21 protein-coding genes are annotated in these 16,954 nt (G+C 55.7%); 13 read left to right on the forward strand and 8 right to left on the reverse strand.

What is annotated here, in order from left to right; all coding sequences use genetic code 11:
* Positions 1–426 precede the first annotated feature (426 nt).
* Positions 427–1,491: a sensor histidine kinase gene (locus tag QD461_RS07540; RefSeq protein ID WP_414087167.1), complete on the forward strand. Its 1,065-nt coding sequence runs from the start codon at positions 427–429 to the stop codon at positions 1,489–1,491.
* A 3-nt stretch (positions 1,492–1,494) separates the two neighbouring features.
* Positions 1,495–2,157, forward strand: coding sequence for a response regulator transcription factor (locus tag QD461_RS07545; protein ID WP_414087168.1), 663 nt, complete (start codon positions 1,495–1,497; stop codon positions 2,155–2,157).
* Positions 2,158–2,224: 67 nt separating this feature from the next.
* Here QD461_RS07545 and QD461_RS07550 read toward each other — a convergent pair whose 3' ends face one another.
* The 3 genes from QD461_RS07550 to QD461_RS07560 all read right to left on the reverse strand — a co-directional run bounded on the left by QD461_RS07550 (position 2,225) and on the right by QD461_RS07560 (position 4,134).
* Positions 2,225–2,575: a DUF4440 domain-containing protein gene (locus QD461_RS07550; protein WP_414087169.1), complete on the reverse strand. Its 351-nt coding sequence runs from the start codon at positions 2,573–2,575 to the stop codon at positions 2,225–2,227.
* 53 nt (positions 2,576–2,628) lie between these two features.
* Positions 2,629–3,207: a hypothetical protein gene (locus QD461_RS07555; RefSeq protein WP_414087170.1), complete on the reverse strand. Its 579-nt coding sequence runs from the start codon at positions 3,205–3,207 to the stop codon at positions 2,629–2,631.
* Positions 3,208–3,345: 138 nt separating this feature from the next.
* On the reverse strand, positions 3,346–4,134 hold the full coding sequence (locus QD461_RS07560; RefSeq protein ID WP_414087171.1) for a S24 family peptidase: 789 nt from the start codon (positions 4,132–4,134) through the stop codon (positions 3,346–3,348).
* A 41-nt stretch (positions 4,135–4,175) separates the two neighbouring features.
* Between QD461_RS07560 and QD461_RS07565 the strand changes: the two genes are divergently transcribed.
* The 4 genes from QD461_RS07565 to QD461_RS07580 all read left to right on the forward strand — a co-directional run bounded on the left by QD461_RS07565 (position 4,176) and on the right by QD461_RS07580 (position 6,198).
* Complete coding sequence (locus tag QD461_RS07565) at positions 4,176–4,397, forward strand: hypothetical protein (protein WP_414087172.1); 222 nt, start codon at positions 4,176–4,178, stop codon at positions 4,395–4,397.
* Between the two features lie 399 nt (positions 4,398–4,796).
* A complete protein-coding gene (locus tag QD461_RS07570; RefSeq protein ID WP_414087173.1) occupies positions 4,797–5,084 on the forward strand; it encodes a hypothetical protein in 288 nt (95 codons plus the stop codon).
* Between the two features lie 57 nt (positions 5,085–5,141).
* Entirely contained in the window at positions 5,142–5,558 is a 417-nt protein-coding gene (locus QD461_RS07575) for a hypothetical protein (protein ID WP_414087175.1), read from the forward strand.
* On the forward strand, positions 5,533–6,198 hold the full coding sequence (locus tag QD461_RS07580; protein WP_414087176.1) for a DUF6362 family protein: 666 nt from the start codon (positions 5,533–5,535) through the stop codon (positions 6,196–6,198). Before QD461_RS07575 ends, QD461_RS07580 begins: the two co-directional genes overlap by 26 nt.
* Before the next feature lie 64 nt (positions 6,199–6,262).
* Here the strand turns inward: QD461_RS07580 and QD461_RS07585 are convergent, their stop codons facing one another.
* Entirely contained in the window at positions 6,263–6,940 is a 678-nt protein-coding gene (locus tag QD461_RS07585) for a class I SAM-dependent methyltransferase (RefSeq protein ID WP_414087177.1), read from the reverse strand.
* A 939-nt stretch (positions 6,941–7,879) separates the two neighbouring features.
* Here QD461_RS07585 and QD461_RS07590 point away from each other — a divergent pair.
* The 4 genes from QD461_RS07590 to QD461_RS07605 all read left to right on the forward strand — a co-directional run bounded on the left by QD461_RS07590 (position 7,880) and on the right by QD461_RS07605 (position 10,340).
* Positions 7,880–8,512: a hypothetical protein gene (locus QD461_RS07590; protein WP_414087178.1), complete on the forward strand. Its 633-nt coding sequence runs from the start codon at positions 7,880–7,882 to the stop codon at positions 8,510–8,512.
* 166 nt (positions 8,513–8,678) lie between these two features.
* The gene (locus tag QD461_RS07595) at positions 8,679–8,930 is read left to right on the forward strand and encodes a hypothetical protein (protein WP_414087179.1); all 252 of its coding nucleotides are present in this window, start codon (positions 8,679–8,681) and stop codon (positions 8,928–8,930) included.
* A 76-nt stretch (positions 8,931–9,006) separates the two neighbouring features.
* Positions 9,007–9,336, forward strand: coding sequence for a hypothetical protein (locus QD461_RS07600; protein WP_414087180.1), 330 nt, complete (start codon positions 9,007–9,009; stop codon positions 9,334–9,336).
* 146 nt (positions 9,337–9,482) lie between these two features.
* Complete coding sequence (locus QD461_RS07605) at positions 9,483–10,340, forward strand: sugar phosphate isomerase/epimerase family protein (protein ID WP_414087181.1); 858 nt, start codon at positions 9,483–9,485, stop codon at positions 10,338–10,340.
* Positions 10,341–10,443: 103 nt separating this feature from the next.
* Here QD461_RS07605 and QD461_RS07610 read toward each other — a convergent pair whose 3' ends face one another.
* The 3 genes from QD461_RS07610 to QD461_RS07620 form a co-directional block, all read right to left on the reverse strand.
* Positions 10,444–10,650 (reverse strand): hypothetical protein, encoded by a 207-nt coding sequence (locus QD461_RS07610; protein WP_414087182.1) that lies wholly within the window; start codon positions 10,648–10,650, stop codon positions 10,444–10,446.
* Between the two features lie 304 nt (positions 10,651–10,954).
* The gene (locus tag QD461_RS07615) at positions 10,955–11,251 is read right to left on the reverse strand and encodes a hypothetical protein (protein ID WP_184703731.1); all 297 of its coding nucleotides are present in this window, start codon (positions 11,249–11,251) and stop codon (positions 10,955–10,957) included.
* Between the two features lie 127 nt (positions 11,252–11,378).
* Positions 11,379–12,356: a polysaccharide lyase gene (locus tag QD461_RS07620; RefSeq protein ID WP_414087183.1), complete on the reverse strand. Its 978-nt coding sequence runs from the start codon at positions 12,354–12,356 to the stop codon at positions 11,379–11,381.
* 328 nt (positions 12,357–12,684) lie between these two features.
* Between QD461_RS07620 and QD461_RS07625 the strand changes: the two genes are divergently transcribed.
* On the forward strand, positions 12,685–13,845 hold the full coding sequence (locus QD461_RS07625) for a polysaccharide biosynthesis protein GumK (RefSeq protein ID WP_414087184.1): 1,161 nt from the start codon (positions 12,685–12,687) through the stop codon (positions 13,843–13,845).
* A 5-nt stretch (positions 13,846–13,850) separates the two neighbouring features.
* Here QD461_RS07625 and QD461_RS07630 read toward each other — a convergent pair whose 3' ends face one another.
* Positions 13,851–15,359 carry a lipopolysaccharide biosynthesis protein gene (locus QD461_RS07630; protein ID WP_414087185.1) on the reverse strand — a complete coding sequence of 503 codons (1,509 nt, stop codon included), beginning with the start codon at positions 15,357–15,359 and terminating at the stop codon, positions 13,851–13,853.
* Positions 15,360–15,442: 83 nt separating this feature from the next.
* On the opposite strand from QD461_RS07630, the gene QD461_RS07635 reads away from it, so the two are divergent.
* Entirely contained in the window at positions 15,443–16,390 is a 948-nt protein-coding gene (locus QD461_RS07635) for an ATP-grasp fold amidoligase family protein (protein WP_414087186.1), read from the forward strand.
* Between the two features lie 59 nt (positions 16,391–16,449).
* The gene (locus QD461_RS07640) at positions 16,450–16,938 is read left to right on the forward strand and encodes a heme-degrading domain-containing protein (protein WP_414087187.1); all 489 of its coding nucleotides are present in this window, start codon (positions 16,450–16,452) and stop codon (positions 16,936–16,938) included.
* Positions 16,939–16,954: the final 16 nt, after the last annotated feature.

The following is a 16,954-nucleotide window of genomic DNA, read 5'->3' on the forward strand; positions in this document are numbered from 1 at the left end:
TCGATTTGATGGCCATGTTGGCGCTGCTTTGGGGCGCCCATGCACTTATGCGATCGGCTACACGGTTGTTTTTTTGCGGTTTCCTATCCGCGAACCAGACGCGCATGCTGCTTCGGCGGGCAGCATGGCTCAACAGAAAGAGCCTTTCAATTCTCCGACGTCGCCAAGGCCGGCGTCTCCTCAATCGCTATGCCGAAAACGACAACCATGACCGCGGGGCTTGATCAGATCGTACCCAACATGGGGACCGTTTTTGAGTTCGGCGCCACTATCGGTTTCGCTCGGCAACGCGCTGCCGGCTTGCGGACGAATAGGCCTCTCGCTCCGGGGAGGTTTATGAAGGCTGCGGTTGTTTTCGGACTTGGGCTGAGGCAGTTTGCCATTCGCGCATGCAGATGCCGGAGCGAGGATGCAAGGACGAAAGACATGAGGCGCGAGTTTCTGAAATATCTTTCCGAGATGCCCGTGCTTTGGCTCGGCATCTCGGTTCTCGCCGGCCTTATTTTTATCGGCGACACTATCACGGATTTGGAAATCGCCTTTGCAGTTCTCTATGTTTCGGTGATACTGCTGGCGGTTCGCTCGGGGCGAACCGGCGCGATCGCAGTCGTCGGCATCGCGTGTGCCGCCCTTACCATTCTGAGCTATTTTCTGACGCGCCACGGCGCCTCTCAGGCCGGCCTGATCAACAGTGCCCTGAGCATCGTTGCCATCGGTGCGACAACCTATCTGGCGATCAGGATCGAGACGATCGATGCAAGGGCAAGGGAAGCCCAGTCCGAACTCGCGCGGATGTCACGCCTGATGATCGTCGGCGAACTCGGCACCTCCATTGCGCACGAGGTCAGCCAGCCGATCACGGCGATCACGGCGAACGGCAACGCTGCGCTTCGTTGGCTGGCAGCCACACCCGCCGATCACGACGAGGCTCGAAGAGCTATCGAGCGGATCGTAGCGGATGCTGGCCGTGCGGGAGATGTCATCGGTCGTGTCCGGATGCTTGTTTCACGATCGTCTCCTTCGCGTGACATGATCGATCTGGGCGAGGCGATTGACAACGTGCTGGAGCTTGTGCGGAGCGAAATCCGGAAGAACCAGATATCGCTTCGAACGGAGCTCGCCAATGACCTGCCCCTGGTGGCCGGCGACCGCGTGCAGCTTCAGCAGGTGATCCTCAACTTTATCATGAATGCGATAGAGGCTCTGGCGGATGTCAGTACCGATGTACGCGAGTTGCTCGTCAGTGCTGCTGCTGCCGAAAGCAAGATTACGGTCAGCGTGCGCGACACGGGCATCGGCATAGCGCCAGCCAGACTCGATAGGATATTCGAGGCGTTCTACACGACCAAGCCAAACGGTATGGGAATGGGATTGGCCATCAGTCGTTCGATCATCGAGGCGCATGGTGGCTCCGTCTATGCGGCACCGAATTTTCCGCACGGGACAGTATTCGGCTTCACGCTGCCGCTGGACGGAAAGTCGAGAGGATAGAACATGCAAGATCAGCGATCAGCCGTTTACGTGATCGATGACGATCCTTCCGTGCGTGACGGGCTCGACAGCCTTCTGCGCTCCGTCGGCTATGATACGCGCGGCTTTGCCTCGCCACGGGATTTCCTGCAGCATCCTCGTTCAAACGGCCCGGCCTGCATTGTCCTCGACGTCCGAATGCCGGATGCAAGCGGTCTCGATTTTCAAGACGAACTCGTAAGGTCAGGCTATCTGACGCCAATCATCTTTCTGACCGGCCATGGTGATGTTCCCATGTCCGTGCGCGCGATGAAGGCTGGTGCGGTGGAATTTCTTCTCAAGCCCTTTCGCGAACAAGATCTGCTTGATGCGATCCGGCAGGCGCTGGAACTGGATCGCGCGCGTCTTCGAAAGGAAGCTGCCGCAGTCGACCTTCATGAGCATTTTGCCTCGTTGACGCCGCGTGAGCGCGAGGTGATGGCTCTCGTCGCGCGCGGTCTTTTGAATAAGCAGATTGCAGCGGAGATCGGCTTGAGCGAAATCACGGTGAAGGTTCATCGCGGCCAGGTCATGCGTAAAATGCACGCAGATTCCGTCGCCGACCTCATCAGAATGGCCGACAGCCTTGGACTGGCCGGGATGGTCATCGACGGGAAGGGCAGTGGCAACGCTTCGCGGTCGCGCTGAGCCCGGATTTTTCTCTTGCGCCTCAAGGGCGCGGCATGGTGGGCGTGCCCTGATGAAATATCATCTGTCAGCAACCATCGATCCGCTGCCAGATCGAACTACGCAAAACGTGCCGCCGTGCACTTGTCTCACCCATGGTGCTGACGGTCCGGTAGGTCACCAGAACGGCATCGGGCGAGATGGATCGAAACGCGCAATTGTGAGCGATTACAAGGGGAGAGGTTTGCGCCGTTCCTTCTTCGGTCAGGAGCGCGATGAGTTCTTCGCGATTGTCATATATCGTGCCCGAACTACCAAATTCGACAAAGCCTTCGGCGAGTAGCTCTGCGACCGCATTCGGAGACTGGCGAATTTCCGGGCGATGCAGCTTTTCCCTGAGCGAGCGAATTTCCTCGAATTCCTGCCGGGCAATGTCCATAGCGATTGTTGCCTCCGTTTCTTCCGATCTCATCTCGGGGAGGGGCGGCGGCCTCAGGCCGAGGCCTCGAGATGTTGCTGCCGCTGCATTCTATCAGAGCGATTGGAATCGGTCTCCCTGAACTGCTCCAATTCGTCGGCAAAAAGCTCGGCGGTGTGACGACCGGGATGGGTTTTATCGTCCTCGATGACCGCCGCTATCCTCCGAAACAACTCGATTTCGAAATTGCTGGCGATGGCGTGGTTATTCGGTCTTGTCAGTCGCGCGCCGCCATCCAGGCGGATTGCCGAGACATAGAACTCGTCGTCATAATCGGCTCCTGCCGAGGTCAACTCTGCATACCCGTAGAGTAGCAGCCCGCTTTCCCAGCGATCGCAGAGGCTAATGCTGAGCTCATCGAATGAATATTCGAAGAAAAAAGCCACGGCATGCATCGTCATCGCTTCGTCTCCGCGCTCGATGTCTTTGGCAAGTCTGCCGCAATAGTGTCGATCCTTACATGCATTAGCGGTCTTTTCTTTTCGCATCCTTATCCGCCGTTGCTTCGGGCTTCGCTGACTTCGCGCAGGCCCTTGAGGCATGCTCGGGCTCATTCCTTCAGGGCCGATCGGCTCTACAGAGGAGATTGTCATCAAACATAATTCATAGCAACACTATTTATGTTCATTTACTTTGAGGCAAACACTAACGATGTTCAACACAGCGGCATCCACATCTCTACCCGCAAGGAAGATTGGATGTCCCACGTGGCTGATCCAGGGATGGTGTTGTTACTTACGGGCGATATGTCCGCAGATGCGGCCTATGATCGTCAGTCGCGCCAGTTCCACCGTGAATGTCTCCAGCGCCGGATTGTCCGAGATAATCTTGACCTCGCCCGGCTGGCTGAAGGGCACGCGCTGGAGCCGCTTGATCTGTGGTTCGGAGTAGCCGTCGCTGATGGCGTAGACGGTATCGGTCGTCATCTGGTTCTGCGAGAGGTCGACGATGACTCGGTCGCCGGGCATGTAGGTTGGCTGCATCGAGTCGCCGATCACTTCCATGATGATGGTGTGGTTCGGCGAGGCCTTCGCTTCATTCCGTAGATAGCCCGTAGGAATAAGCCATTCCGCGACGATCTTGTGCCCGGCAACGTTTCCGGAGCCTACGGGTAGATTGATCACTTCCCCAACAATGCCGCTACCGGCGCCAAGCTTGACGTCTACCTCGGGCGTTGCGCCGGCAATCTGTGGCTGCCAATGCTCTCTACTATAGCTGTTTTCTCCGCCGTCTTCGGCAAAACCTTCATTGTCCAGTTCGTCAGGATCGAAGGATGTGACGATGCGTACAGCGGGGTGGGCTGTTTTATTCGATCCTTCTCCCGTCAACAGATAGCCGGCGGTCGTTCCGAATTTCTTGGCGTAGCGATTGGCGATTTCGGCACTGAACTCGTTCTGGCCGTTCTCGTGGGCGCGATAGGTGGAAAGGCTCACCCCCAGCGCTTCCGCTGCCTTCGTTGCCGATGGATAGTTTGCGGCTTCTCGTGCCGCTCTCAGTCGTTCGCCCATTGATCTTTGCATTTTTCGACCTTCACAAATTTTATGACATAAATCATGTTGACATGAATATCTTTATCAACATAATTGGTGTTTATCAAGCTGCGGGCGATGAATTTCGCTGCGGTGCCGGCATTGAGGCTTCCTCGACGCCCGGCGGAGATGGGAATTCGAAGGAGTGGCAGCATGAGTGTGCGCAGGAGAAGCAGGAGACCAAATTTCCACAGAAGCGGTTTCGATCGTTTCTGGGGCTACCCGATCTGCTGTCGGGCCTTGTCGATCGCTGAGGTCATCGAGCTGAATTGTGAAGGCTGCAATGCGACCGTGAAGCCGACGGAAACCTTCGGCCCCGAGTCCGCCACAGCACAGTCCAGAGATGAGAGGTCAGCATGATTGAGATGCTCGAGGGCATTTTGGCATGTCTCGGAGCTGCTCTTTTTCTCGGCTTGATGCTGGCCGAGATGAAGTGGGTCGTTTCGAGATTGGCATCCAGGCGTGATGGTGAGGATTCTGGCGGCCCCGGAGGGTGACCAGATGCACCTTCGAACGGCCGGAGATAATACCAGCCATCCGAACATGCCGGTACACCAGACAAAATAGCGCCGACGGCAATCGGTGTCGTCTCTTCAGAAAACAAAACAGAAACCCAATAAGCGGCTTGCCTTTGCCGGCCGGAGGAGTTTGCCATGAACGAATTTCAAATTGGAACCGAGACCGTGGCCGACGGCTATCTTGGGTGGATTCGCAAGGTCCACCGAGCGACGAACGAGATTCTCAGAGACCGGAGAGGAGAGCCGATCGTCTTTGCGACGCAGGATGCTGCGAAGGCCGCCGCAGGGGAAGCTATGGTCGCCTATCTCAATACGCCGATGCTGCGCGACGGCGCCAAAGTCGAAGCGCTCTCCAAAGCTGAAGCTTTCTTCAAGCCAAGATCGATCGACTCTGTTGCCGGGATCTCCGGGACGGCGATGTGATCCCTTTTCCCGCGAAAGACCGGCGAACACGTCATGTGACAGGAGGCAATTGGGTCAATGAGCAAAGGCAAACTTGATCTTCTTCTCGATAGTCTCGGTATAAAGCTTGTCCCGGTTCATCGTCGGCGCGCGCCGGCTGAGAGCCATGCGCGCGGGACGATGCGGGAAATTCGCGGGCGCTATGGCGACGGTCATCTGATCTTCGTGCTGCGCTGCATTCGTCAGACCGCCAACAATCGGGATGAGCTTTGGTCCGATACGATTGGTGCGGTTTCCGATGTTCTCGCTCAACGCCAGGATTGGGCGCTTCAACGTCCGAGCGATTTGCTCGGTGCTTTCGACGACATCGCGCTTGCCTCGTTGCGCGGGGACGCCGTGGCACGGCGACCATGGCCGGTTCGCGCAACGTTGCGGACCTTGATCTATTGGGAATTGGAGAGACGACTTGATGCACCGACACCTCTTGCAGTTTGACGATATTTCCAGCAAAGCGGCTGACATTGCCGATTTGAGCCTCATTATCCGCGCTCGTTTCGTTGAGGCGGCGGATACGTTGGTCCATCTCGACGTTCGTGGCGTTCGTCCGGACAGGATGCGCACGCTCTGGCCAGAGGTTCTGCCCGAACAGATGGACCATGCGGATGACCGCATTCGCTATCGTCCGAGCGCTGCTGCGATCAGCCGAGCCGAAGAAGTCCTGCAGGGCTGGTTGCGGATCCATGTTCGCGACGAAGAGCGGCGCATTCTGCTCTCACATTGGTCCGTTTGCCTTGCGGCGCCCTTCGTCGCCGGATCGTTTCGGGATTTCTGCACTCGAACCGGTCGCGTACGGCGGACGGCGGAACGCCGTATCCAGAGCGAATTTCAGAATATAGCCAGCATTCTTCTCGCTGTTTCGCCGATATTGCAGGAACCGGACTGGTCGCGCATTTCACCGATGACGCCGAATTCGGCCAGCGGCTCGGAACGGATTAACCCACCGGCGATCAAACATGAAACGCATTGGCTGCCGGATGATGCCCGACCTGTATTCGACGCGGCGAGCCCGGAGCTTGCTGAACTTGCCAAGCGACTGGAGCGCGCAAACCGCCGTCGCGCGAAGTTGAAAGCCTAGATGGCAGCGACATCGTTCGGTCCGAACCCACACTTGCCGCTATGCTTTGATCTGAACCTCCTTTCTACGACTGCTCACTGCTTTCAAACGCGAAGACGCCGCTTCGCTTAGGGTTTCCCGTGCTCACGCCAAAATCCGGGACGACGTATTCCGCTAGAAGACGGAGCCGCGATGCGGGCAGGTGGGCACGCCATGGGTCACCGACCAAAACCGTGATGCCTGATGCCAGGCAGCGATCCAGAAATTCCGTAACACCTTTTGCAAGAGCTGCGTCGTAGAACAGATCGCCGACGCAAATAACGTCTGCTGATGGAGGCCGGCCGATTGTGAGATCGGCGAGGACGGTTTGGATGGCGACGTCATTCAGCTTTGCGTTGAGTCCGGTCGCTGCGATGGCATAGGGATCGATATCGGCTGCGTCCACTTTCGCAGCGCCTGCTTTTGCCGCGGCGATGCCGACGATTCCTGAACCGGCGCCCAGGTCGACTACATCGCGCCCCGCAACAGTTTCCGGCCTGTCGAGAAGATGGCGAGCCAAGACGAGGCCCCCTCCCCAATAATGCGCCCAATAGGGCGATCCGAATTGTGGATCCTTCTCTGCAAGGCGGCGCAGGCCGCTATGCGGTGCTGCCTTGTGGAGCCGAATCTCAGGAATGCCGGGAACCGGCAGAATGGGAAGGTTGTCGGCAATGAACTGCCGAACGTGGTTGAAGTCAACGACACTCTTTCGGTCATCTTCCAATATTTTCTCTCGCTCGCTCTTCATCAAAGGAATCGTGGACAGTCGGTGTGCGCAGATCTCCGCAGACCGAAGTCAGAGCGTTCCGCGCCGTCCGGCATTCCATCGCATCCTTGTGCCACCTTTCTCGCAGTTGGGAGATCTGACGACAATCTAACTCAAATCGTCGGATGGTGGATCACAGTATTTCCTAATAATTTCAGATGATTATCCGCTAGTCTCGTCAACACCTTCATTCGTTGCATAGCCATCGTCCGCGAGGGGTGTCGCCAAACCTGCCGAATTAGGGTATTCATTTTGGCATGATGAGAACAGTTGCAGCGACGCACTGTTGACCGCAAGCGATGTCTTAAACCGCTTTTTTCTTTCAAGGTTCATCGGAAATTTCAAGCATGACCAATGCCGACAAGCCGGTCGTGCCGCACAAGACGCGTGCGCGCCGGCAGCGCGTCCTGCCGGCTCTGACGGTTTCTGCTATCGCAGGTCGTGGGTGGATCCATAGAAGAGCGGGTCCTTGGTCCCGCTCGAATGCAATATATCGGTAATCTCTAAACGTACCGACATGCTACTGGCGCACAGTACTTCATCCCAACCAAGACGTAGGAGAGGGTAATCCCTTGCCTCGACCAAATTCATCAGTGGCAAACTCCCATTTGCTCGCCATCAGCAATACAGTTGAACGCCAAGCAAGCAGATACGAACCTCAACTGCGCATCAACCCCAGTGCAGTCCGCCAAGCAAGATCGCCACCGGGACGGCAAGTGCTGTGGTCGTGATTATCGCGGAAACACCAATCTTAAGCGCTCTGATGCGTCGTGTCCTGACGCCACTCCAGTCATAACTCAAACTCACTAACTCCTGAGAATCATTGGGAATTCGAAAATTAGATCCGCTTCGATTTCGAACAAGGTCCCGGCGGGTCTCATCCACAGAGGAAACAATATGGATCACGCGAAATTCTTCGCGGCGGTGCGTACATCGCTGTTTGGTGGTCAGCTGTCGACAAATCAGGTCAAAGGTATGGAGGCCATTCTAGGGGCATGGCAGGTCCGGCCTTTCGACAACCGTTGGCTCGCATATATGCTGGCGACGGCCTATCACGAGACAGACAACACGATGTGTGCCGTCGTGGAAAATCTCAACTACTCGGCGTCTGGGTTGCTGGCGACCTTTCACAAATACTTCACGGCAAAGCAGGCTGCTGATTATGCCCGACAGCCACAGCGAATTGCCAATCGAGCCTATGCGAACCGAATGGGCAACGACAGCGAGGCAAGTGGCGATGGGTGGCGCTACCGCGGACGTGGCTTGGTTCAGATCACCGGGCACGACAACTATCTGAAGTATGGCATAGCCGCCGATCCCGATATGGCTCTCGATCCTCTCAAGGCCATCCAGATTCTCTTTGATGGCATGATCAATGGTCTCTTTACCGGCAGGAGGCTCGACGGATATTTTAGCGCCACGGCGACCGATTGGGTTGGTGCCCGAAAAATTATCAACGGCACGGATCGAGCGGTGGAAATTGCAGGCTACGCAAAGAAATTCGCTGCCGCTCTGGAAGCTGCGCGCTAATCGGCGCGCAGGGTAGCCCATCTGTATCGCCAGTCGTCATGTTCTAACGAGATCGCTTTTCGAACAACGAGCGCTTTGACGCGCCTCGCCGCGACGATCGCGAGTTGGACCACAGCGGCTGGTATGCGCTTTGCTCTGAACCTCATACCATCCTTAAGAGGGAAAAATGCTCAACACAAATGCGCTGCACAATGTTCTGAATATTCTGATCACCTTGTCGGCATTGAGCGTTGCCATTCTTTTGGCGACGGGCTGTGTGCAACTCGCCGATGGCTCATTGGAATGTTCGCAATCCTTCGTCGCTCCCAGCTATACCGCAGGGGCAATTGCCGCTCTAAGCGTGCTGAAGATTACCATCAACATCATAAGGGACGGCATTGTCGGATTGGTAAAGCCTCAACCACCCGTCAACATGTGAGACCGATTTCCTGCCTGATGCCTCGGACGATAAGGTGTCCGATTTTCAGAAGCGCAAGGTCTGATAGAGAAGAGCAATGACGATGCACGAATTTCTGGATGCGTTGGGCATCAAAGCCGGGGTCGTCATGGCCGGTCTCTCTGGTGGGATTCTACGGGGTCTTTCGAGGCGTCGATATACGACACGGGAGATCGTGGCTTCGCCGATTTGCGGAGCCCTTGCCGCGACCTACATGACGGAGCCGGTGCTTTTCTACCTGCGGGCCGTCAACTGGCCTTTGCCGCAGGAGCATGTCGCGGCGATGAACGCGACTGCTTTTGTCGTCGGCATGTGTGCTATGTGGATCGCTGATCTCGCTTTCGATGCCATATCGCGCTGGGTCAAAGGTGGACGCGAGATCAGATAGTATTTCATTCGTTCCGGATCTTTGTTTGCTTGAACTCGTTGCGTGACGACAATTCAAGGCGGCAGTCCTTGTGATTCCGATTGCTAGCGTTCGCGATTGATCTAGTTTCGTCCATGCTGTGTCGAGTGATGACTAGGGGGGACAAAATGACTATAGCCGCTGACTTAACGCATCGCTTTGCCGTTTCGACGTGGTCTTTGCATCGGGCACTGGGCGGTACCTATCCCTACAGGCCGTCCGATTCGATGTCGTGCGCTCGCCAGCCAACTTACGGTGCAGGCAGCATCGAGTTGATTGATCTGCCGCAGCAATGTGCGGAGCGCGGCATATTTCGGCTCGAGATATGCTCCTTCCATTTGCCGAGCCTGTTACCTGGTTATGTCGTAAGGTTTCGTGACGCTGCTGAAGAGGCTGGTGTGACGGTTCAAACGCTACTGATCGAGGACGGAGACCTTAGCGATCCCGAAACCGCTCCACGCGATGCGAAGTGGATGGCTGGTTGGGCGGATATCGCCGCCTCTCTCGGGGCGGAGAATATGCGGGTGATTGCGGGCAAGGCTTTACCGACCGATGCCGCCCTGACTATGGCCGAGGGATATCTGCGTAAATTGGCTGAAATCACCACGGCGGCGGGCGTACGCCTCTTAATCGAAAACTGGTTCGATCTCCTGGCAGGGCCGGCTGAAGTCAACCGTGTCTTAGACGCGTTGGAGGGAAGGGTTGGTCTGAACGGCGATTTTGGAAATTGGCAAGGCGCCGGCAAATATGAAGACCTCGCGAAGATCATGGGAAGGGCTGAGCTATGTCACGCCAAGGGACACTACTCCACTGCCGGTCTCGATGAGGAGGATTATGTTCGCTGCGTCTTGCTTTCTGAAGCCGCGGGTTATCGTGGTCCATTCACGCTGATCTATGACTCGCCTTACTATGAGGACGAGTGGACCGGGATCCTTGAGGAGCGAGCTTGCATCGCGGACGCGTTGCGGCAGGCAGCGACGAATTGAGATAGGATCTTGTAAAGCCGCTGACCTTGGTTACCGGAGCCTAGCCCAGGGACGAGTTGTTCTCCTTCGTCCAGGGAGAACAACCCGGCTGGCGGCCTATGCGCTAGCGAAATTCGTGATCGTGCAGAGCGCCAAGAAGTCGGTCCTGGGTCTGGTAGCCTGCGTCGTAAAGGTTGATGGCTACGTTCGCGGCCGATAGGCCCTCTTGGCTCTGCAATCTAATGCTGCGTTCCGCGCACCAGGCAAAGAGGGCGCTGGCGAGAACATCGATATCGTCGGAGAAAAAGGGCGTGTGCGTCATCGCAGACATTCGCTAGACCATTCATGGTTAGGGCTTGCGCCAAGGCGGGTATAGCGAACACTGCTTTGAATTTCCAAATTTGCAATCGCGTTCGGCTGTCGGCGTTAATATGCTCCTGAGATGATACAGCCATATTGTTCCGTAATGCGACGCAGTTTCCCTGTGATACCTCACTGAGGGTCTCCTCGAGCCGAAGACTTAAGTGGGTGTTGAATTCTGTCGTTTGCTTTATTTGACGCAGATAACAAAAGGACGCCGAGTTTGAGCGTCAGCGCCACTATAAGGGACAGAACAATTCTGAGGTTGCGGGATGTTACTGATGAATTGGATGAGACGAATTCACCGCCGCCTCGATTAACTCTTCGGCGTATGAAAGTGCTGAAGCCGTATCTTCGCCATCCAACTTCAATTCCTTGCATTTGCGATGCAATGCTCTGCGCATCTGAGACAAAAATGCGGCATCGATGTCCACTTCACCTTCGTCGAAGACGTGGATCAACGCTGATTGAGCAACAATCTCCAGCACTGCAACGCGGCCTTCTATCTCTCCGAGAGATGGAATTGCGTTTCTTTTGACGTGATGTTTGCAATCGCGATGGGTGGTTAGCATTTTCGTGGCCTCCTTCACGAAAAAGGATAACCAACGAGAAGCAAAAAAGTTCAGCCTGGTCCCCGAAAAATCTTAGGTCAGCAGTGCTTTCGAATTTTATTCATCGACAACAGCCTTCGGTTGCCAATTATTTCATTGGGCAGAGACTGGGATCTGCAAGAACGTCTGCACAATGCGGAGAGCGGCGAAAATCGTCGTAGTAAAGTGTCCATAGTGTGGTATCGGCGGCGCGATATGGGCCAAACTTGAAATATTGATTCTTGCCAAGCCCATGATCTGCGTGTCCAATACGGCCCGTAACCGAGACAATCCATTTATTGTTGGCGAATATCTCGATGTGCCCCGACCCATCAGGTCCTGGTTTGCTATATATTGCGAAGTCTATCCAACCCGATGTCGGTGCTGGAAGTTGGTTGCCGCGATTTGTTACCTTAACTGCGCTGGTGCAGCCTGCGAATTCTTCGCCATCGCCAGCGGCCCAATTGCCATCGGTGGCGACCAGCGCGCGCATTTGGTTGGTGTCTGGACGGAACCAAACCGGCGTTTCACTTTCATCGCAAGCTTTGCCGCCATCCTCGTGCTTGTCCCTCTCCGCCACTGGAGCGACATAGTTGGTTTCCACGGTGGCAAATAGCTTGCCGTTGTTGAGGCGGAGAGCCAGGAAGGGACTGAAGTCTCCCTCTGCATTCGGCCCGATCTCTCGCTTCCATTGCGCTATGAGATAGCGATGATCGCCTGAGGGGACGGGGTCCGCGAACTTCACGGCAAAGCCGTACCAAACTCCCTGATCGTAGGGTACGCGGTATTTTGTACGTTCCCAGATCTCCGCTCTTTCGCTGCAATTTGCCTTGCCCGGAGGGCAGAACGGTTTGACGCTAAGTCTCAAGGCTCCCGTACCCGAGCGCTTCACATCAGATTGAAATTCTATGGATCCCGCCTTCTGCTCGAAATTCTCGCGATAATAGAGATGACCCGACGGAGCGAAGTCCTTACCGTCGAAGCCGTCGCGCAGAACCAATTGCGCCGAATCTTCAGCCAAGGCTGGCGTTGCTATGCTGGGGCAAGTGCAGGCCAGAATGGCGGGAAACGCGTATTTTGCATTCATGCCGGGATATTCCTATGGCGGGACATTCGTGAAGCGTTATCAATGACCTGTTCACCGCTCGCAGGCAAGCAGGAGCTATGTTGCTTCGTGCGTCATCAATGGCGACTGTGATCAATCGCGTGTGATCTTGGGATATTTGTTCCATCTATTCTGTCGTCGGGGGCTCAACTTTAACCGGCTGTTAGACGCTTTGCGGTTCATATCCTGCAAGTTGAACCGTGGCTGCGGCTATCAGGGTTCCGGACATGATGGTTCGTTGCCGCAGCCCTATTGATGTTTTGATGTCGGTTATGAGAAAATCGACTGAAGGCGCTGTTGGGGGCAGCCTTTGGCACAAAATGAAGCTGAGCCGGCCGCAAAGCATGTCGAGCCGCGACGAAAAATCGTGATTCTAACGGCGCACGCGTTCTTACGCGGCTATCGCAAGGCGTCGATCCATTTCATTGCATCTTGTTGGGCTCGCCAGGGACACGAAGTCCATGTTCTCACGATAGGCCATAGCTGGCTGACCCTGCTTAAGGATCGGTCACGTTTCCGGGACTTGTCGCAGGAGCAGTCAAACCGATTTCAAGCGATTGGCAATAATCTGAGTGCGGGCGCCTATCTTCCGCCAGTACATGCTTTCAGCTCGAGCAATCGCTTTCTGAATGCAGCAAATACGCTGTTTTTTCGTGTCTATGGTAGCTATTTGCCGCGTTTCGCTCGTCGCAGCGTTGCCAATGCGGATCTGGTTTTGGCCGAAAGTGGGTCAGCTCTAGCCTTTTTTCGCAAAATAAAGAGACTTAACCCAAAGGCGCGCACGCTCTATTTTTGTCGTGACCTGCTGAGGAGCATTGGGGCTGCCCCGGCATTGCAAAACATCCAGGCCGCCCAGATCGACCGATTCGATGCTGTTTGTGTTCCGTCAGAACGACTGGGCGCTTTGCTTCCACCGGGTGGCAGGGTGAAGGTGATTCCTCAGGGTGTTGACGCCGAGTTGTTCGACCGGATCCAGCCTTCTCCGTATCAACCTGGCAGCCGTAATGCCGTCTCGATCGGCAACATGCTTTTTGATCAGGTTTCCGTTGCCGCAATGGCGGCGGCTGCGCTGAATGTGAATTTCCATGTTTTTGGCGCGGCCTGGAATGGATGGGCGCCGCCTAATGTCGTGATCTACGGCGAGAGAGACTTTGAGAGCATCGTGCCGTATTTGCAGCATGCCGACTTTGGTATCGCTCCTTATCGACTTACGTCCGACGAGGTTTACCTTGCAGAATCCAGTCTCAAGTTGGCGCAATATAGCTATTGCGGCTTGCCCGTCCTGCTGCCTGATCTCATTCCCTTTACACGGGCCAACGGCATTGCATACAGCCTCGAAGGTGAGGCCGACTGGAGTAAGAAGATCGATGCCGCGCTGACAATGCAGCGTTCACCGACTTTTCGTGACGGGATCATGACCTGGGACGAAGTGGCCCGAAGAACGTTGGCCGCTGCGTTCGAGACGGCGTGACAAGCTTATCGCGGCGCCAGAAAGGTCAGGAGCTTGTCTGCGACGGGGCGTGAGGTGCCGGGCAACTTGCTGCCGACCGTGTCGATCAGTATCTTCACGTCTTCTTGCGTAATTAAACGTAGGAAGCGCACAGCCAACATGTAGACGACAGCTCCTGCCGGAATCGCAGTCGCGAGCGCGGCGGCTCCGTCGAAACTGTATATGCCGACCCCAGCAGCGGCAGCGCAAAAGAGCGCTGCCACCACGGTTCTTGCCAGCGCTGCGACTGGGACAGAGACCCCTACATATTTCCATGCGGTCCAGCCAAGCAGAACAAAAGTCAACGTCACGATCGCGGCACGAGCAATGGCAGCGCCCTGCAGCCCGATCAGCGGCACCAAAGCCGTCAGCAACAATATCATCAATATAGCGCTTGTGATCTGCACGCGTAGCAAAAGAATGCTGCGCCCGGATGCACCTATGATGCCCCAGGGAATGACGGACAATCCGGCCAACCAAACGAATGCAAGCAGAGTCGCCGAAGCCGGTATCGCGGGGTCAAAGGCATCGCCGAATATGAGCGGCAAGAGATCCGGCATGATTGCAGCGCCGCCAAAGCTGATGGGCAACATCACGAGAGCGACGATGCGAATAACGCGGCTGTATGCAGCGTTGAGTATCCGTCGATCGTTCTTCGCGTGAACCTCGGTAAAGCTGACAATCAAAGCGGGCGATATCTGCAGCATGACTTGTTCAATCAAGCCGGCCAACCCGAGGCCGGCGGCGAAGTACCCGATGCTGGTCGATGAGAGAAGGAGGCCGAGAAAGAGAAACTCTATGCGCGACAGCACCAGGATTTCGATGAGATCGCTCAGCCAAATGTGACGGCCGTAGCGCCGCATTTCCGGAGTCAAAACGTTGCGGGAGGGTTCTGTGCCATGATCGATGTACTCCCGCAGTTGCAGCGCCTGCGGCAGGTAGCGAGCGACATAACCGATCAAGGCGCCCGTTGGGCCAAGCAGCCACGCGCCGGCAAAAACCAAGGGAATTTGTAAAATGCCACCAAGAGCGGTGGTCCTTGCTGTTTGACCGAAATTATTCCTCCCACGGGCGACCGCCGTAGAAAATACGTGGAATGCGTAGCTGAGAAACAGTAGGCCTGTGACAATCCAGAGCCAGGCGTGGTGCGCGTCGCGTTGAACGTAGACGATTGCAGCGAAGACCAGTATGGCGACGCCTACCATGCCGACTGAAATCAGGAAGCTGCGGAATGCCGTCCGCACCAACATCTTCCACGTTTCGCCATTGCCCGAGAGGCTGGCTGTGTTGCGGAGCAGCATTTGGGGAAGTCCCATATCCGCTAAAGCAGCAGCAGAGGTCGCGATCCACAATGCGTAGGCGACTTTGCCTGATCCAGCCGGGCCGAGCAGGCGAGCTGCGATGACACTGCTGGCGAAGCCGGCGACCAGCGAAATCAAAGTTGCCGCCAGGCTGATCAGTGAACTTTTAAGCAGATTGGACACGGAAGCGCTCATGCTGTTTATCTAGAAGGCTGTGGCATAACCTTGTGTTAAAGGCCGGCTGATAATTTTCACTTGCGTTCTAGTTGAAATTCAAGATGGCCGCCATGACAGATAGAACCGTCGACCGGGACGGGTTTCTCATTCCGGGATATTTGCAGAAGGGATTGCGCGAGCGGGCGTATAATCTCCTATGGCGCCTCATATCGCCGCTGCCGGACCGGGCCTATTGCGCATTGAAGTATCGCGTGATCCGCGGCAAATTTCCCAATATGAAACAGCCAAGAACCCTCACGGAGAAGATTCAAGCTCGCAAGCTTTATGACCGAAATCCGCTTCTTCCGCGTTTTGTGGACAAGGCCGATGCGAAAGAGCTGATCGCGGAAAGGGTAGGCAACCAGTATGTTGTCCCGACACTCTGGGTTGGCACCGACCTTGCCGCCGTTGATTGGTCCAAGATTTCGTTACCCGCTGTCGTCAAACCGACCCATGCCAGCGGGGTAGGGCTGTTTCTTTACGGACAGGGCGACGTGGATCGGTTGCTGACGAATAACCCTTCTGCCGAGTGGCTGGCGATCGATCATGCATCCTATAACAGAGAATGGGCTTATCGGCATATCAGGCCCCAGATTTTGATTGAAAGCATGCTGCTCGTCGAGGGGCGCGTTCCCTGGGACTATCGGCTATTCACCTTCAACGGCAAGGTTTCTCATATCGAGATCGATATACGAGAGAATGGCCGAGGTTACTCCTGCAACTATACGCCGGACTGGCAAAAGCTTCCGTTTTTTGATCGGGATTATCTTGGTCTCTATCCCGGCGACGTCGCGCGCCCCGCGCGCCTCGACGAGATGATTTCAGTTGCGGAAGCCGTTGCACACGACATCGATTTCGTTCGTGTCGATTTCTATGCCTCCTCGGAATGGGTTCGCATAGGCGAGCTGACATTTTATCCCGGCGGGGGGTTCGAAGTGCTTGAACCAGAAGAGCACGATCTTCTACTGGGCCAGAAGTGGCAGCTGGGTTTTGAAATACCAAAGAGATAGGTGGACAAATCAACCCTTCAGCGTTTGATAGGCTGATCTACTTTTAGGGAAGGTTTTCTATGACGATCGATCAGGACCTCAGCCGTATTGCCTTGCAAGAGGAAATGTTGCGTTTCGACGCCTTTGACCTGTCGACAGCCTGGGTGCTCGGCAAGCTGCTGCGTGATCTCGCGAGTGAGCGCAATCTTGGTGTTGCCATCGACATTACGCTGCACTCCATGCCAGTCTTCTACATAGCTTTGCCGGGATCGACGCCAGACAATTCCAACTGGATACGACGCAAGCGCAATATGGTGTTGCGCTATTTTCGCAGCAGCTACGCAAGCACGCTACGACTGCAGCAGCAGGGCAAGACCATCGAGGAAAACGGGCTGTCCAGCGCCGACTATGCTGCATCCGGAGGCAGCTTCCCCATTTTGGTCAATGGCACCGGCTGCATTGGAGCGGTCACAGTTTCAGGTCTTCCCCAGAGGGAGGATCACAACTTGGTCGTCGAAGCATTGGCTTTGACGCTCGGCCACGAACTGCACAATCTCAACCTCGCGTAGTGAGGCGAGGCGCCGC

Origin of the sequence: Rhizobium sp. BR 314, from assembly GCF_047445805.1 — a bacterium.
Taxonomy (GTDB): Bacteria; Pseudomonadota; Alphaproteobacteria; order Rhizobiales; family Rhizobiaceae; genus Rhizobium; species Rhizobium lusitanum_B.

Bases quoted from the DNA above. Each gene is read 5' to 3' on its own strand.
- QD461_RS07540 (WP_414087167.1), top strand. From the start codon at position 427: ATGAGGCGCGAGTTTCTGAAATATCTTTCCGAGATGCCCGTGCTTTGG.
- QD461_RS07545 (WP_414087168.1), top strand. From the start codon at position 1,495: ATGCAAGATCAGCGATCAGCCGTTTACGTGATCGATGACGATCCTTCC.
- QD461_RS07550 (WP_414087169.1), bottom strand. From the start codon at position 2,575: ATGGACATTGCCCGGCAGGAATTCGAGGAAATTCGCTCGCTCAGGGAA.
- QD461_RS07555 (WP_414087170.1), bottom strand. From the start codon at position 3,207: ATGACAATCTCCTCTGTAGAGCCGATCGGCCCTGAAGGAATGAGCCCG.
- QD461_RS07560 (WP_414087171.1), bottom strand. From the start codon at position 4,134: ATGCAAAGATCAATGGGCGAACGACTGAGAGCGGCACGAGAAGCCGCA.
- QD461_RS07565 (WP_414087172.1), top strand. From the start codon at position 4,176: ATGAATATCTTTATCAACATAATTGGTGTTTATCAAGCTGCGGGCGAT.
- QD461_RS07570 (WP_414087173.1), top strand. From the start codon at position 4,797: ATGAACGAATTTCAAATTGGAACCGAGACCGTGGCCGACGGCTATCTT.
- QD461_RS07575 (WP_414087175.1), top strand. From the start codon at position 5,142: ATGAGCAAAGGCAAACTTGATCTTCTTCTCGATAGTCTCGGTATAAAG.
- QD461_RS07580 (WP_414087176.1), top strand. From the start codon at position 5,533: ATGCACCGACACCTCTTGCAGTTTGACGATATTTCCAGCAAAGCGGCT.
- QD461_RS07590 (WP_414087178.1), top strand. From the start codon at position 7,880: ATGGATCACGCGAAATTCTTCGCGGCGGTGCGTACATCGCTGTTTGGT.
- QD461_RS07595 (WP_414087179.1), top strand. From the start codon at position 8,679: ATGCTCAACACAAATGCGCTGCACAATGTTCTGAATATTCTGATCACC.
- QD461_RS07600 (WP_414087180.1), top strand. From the start codon at position 9,007: ATGACGATGCACGAATTTCTGGATGCGTTGGGCATCAAAGCCGGGGTC.
- QD461_RS07605 (WP_414087181.1), top strand. From the start codon at position 9,483: ATGACTATAGCCGCTGACTTAACGCATCGCTTTGCCGTTTCGACGTGG.
- QD461_RS07610 (WP_414087182.1), bottom strand. From the start codon at position 10,650: ATGTCTGCGATGACGCACACGCCCTTTTTCTCCGACGATATCGATGTT.
- QD461_RS07615 (WP_184703731.1), bottom strand. From the start codon at position 11,251: ATGCTAACCACCCATCGCGATTGCAAACATCACGTCAAAAGAAACGCA.
- QD461_RS07620 (WP_414087183.1), bottom strand. From the start codon at position 12,356: ATGAATGCAAAATACGCGTTTCCCGCCATTCTGGCCTGCACTTGCCCC.
- QD461_RS07630 (WP_414087185.1), bottom strand. From the start codon at position 15,359: ATGAGCGCTTCCGTGTCCAATCTGCTTAAAAGTTCACTGATCAGCCTG.
- QD461_RS07635 (WP_414087186.1), top strand. From the start codon at position 15,443: ATGGCCGCCATGACAGATAGAACCGTCGACCGGGACGGGTTTCTCATT.
- QD461_RS07640 (WP_414087187.1), top strand. From the start codon at position 16,450: ATGACGATCGATCAGGACCTCAGCCGTATTGCCTTGCAAGAGGAAATG.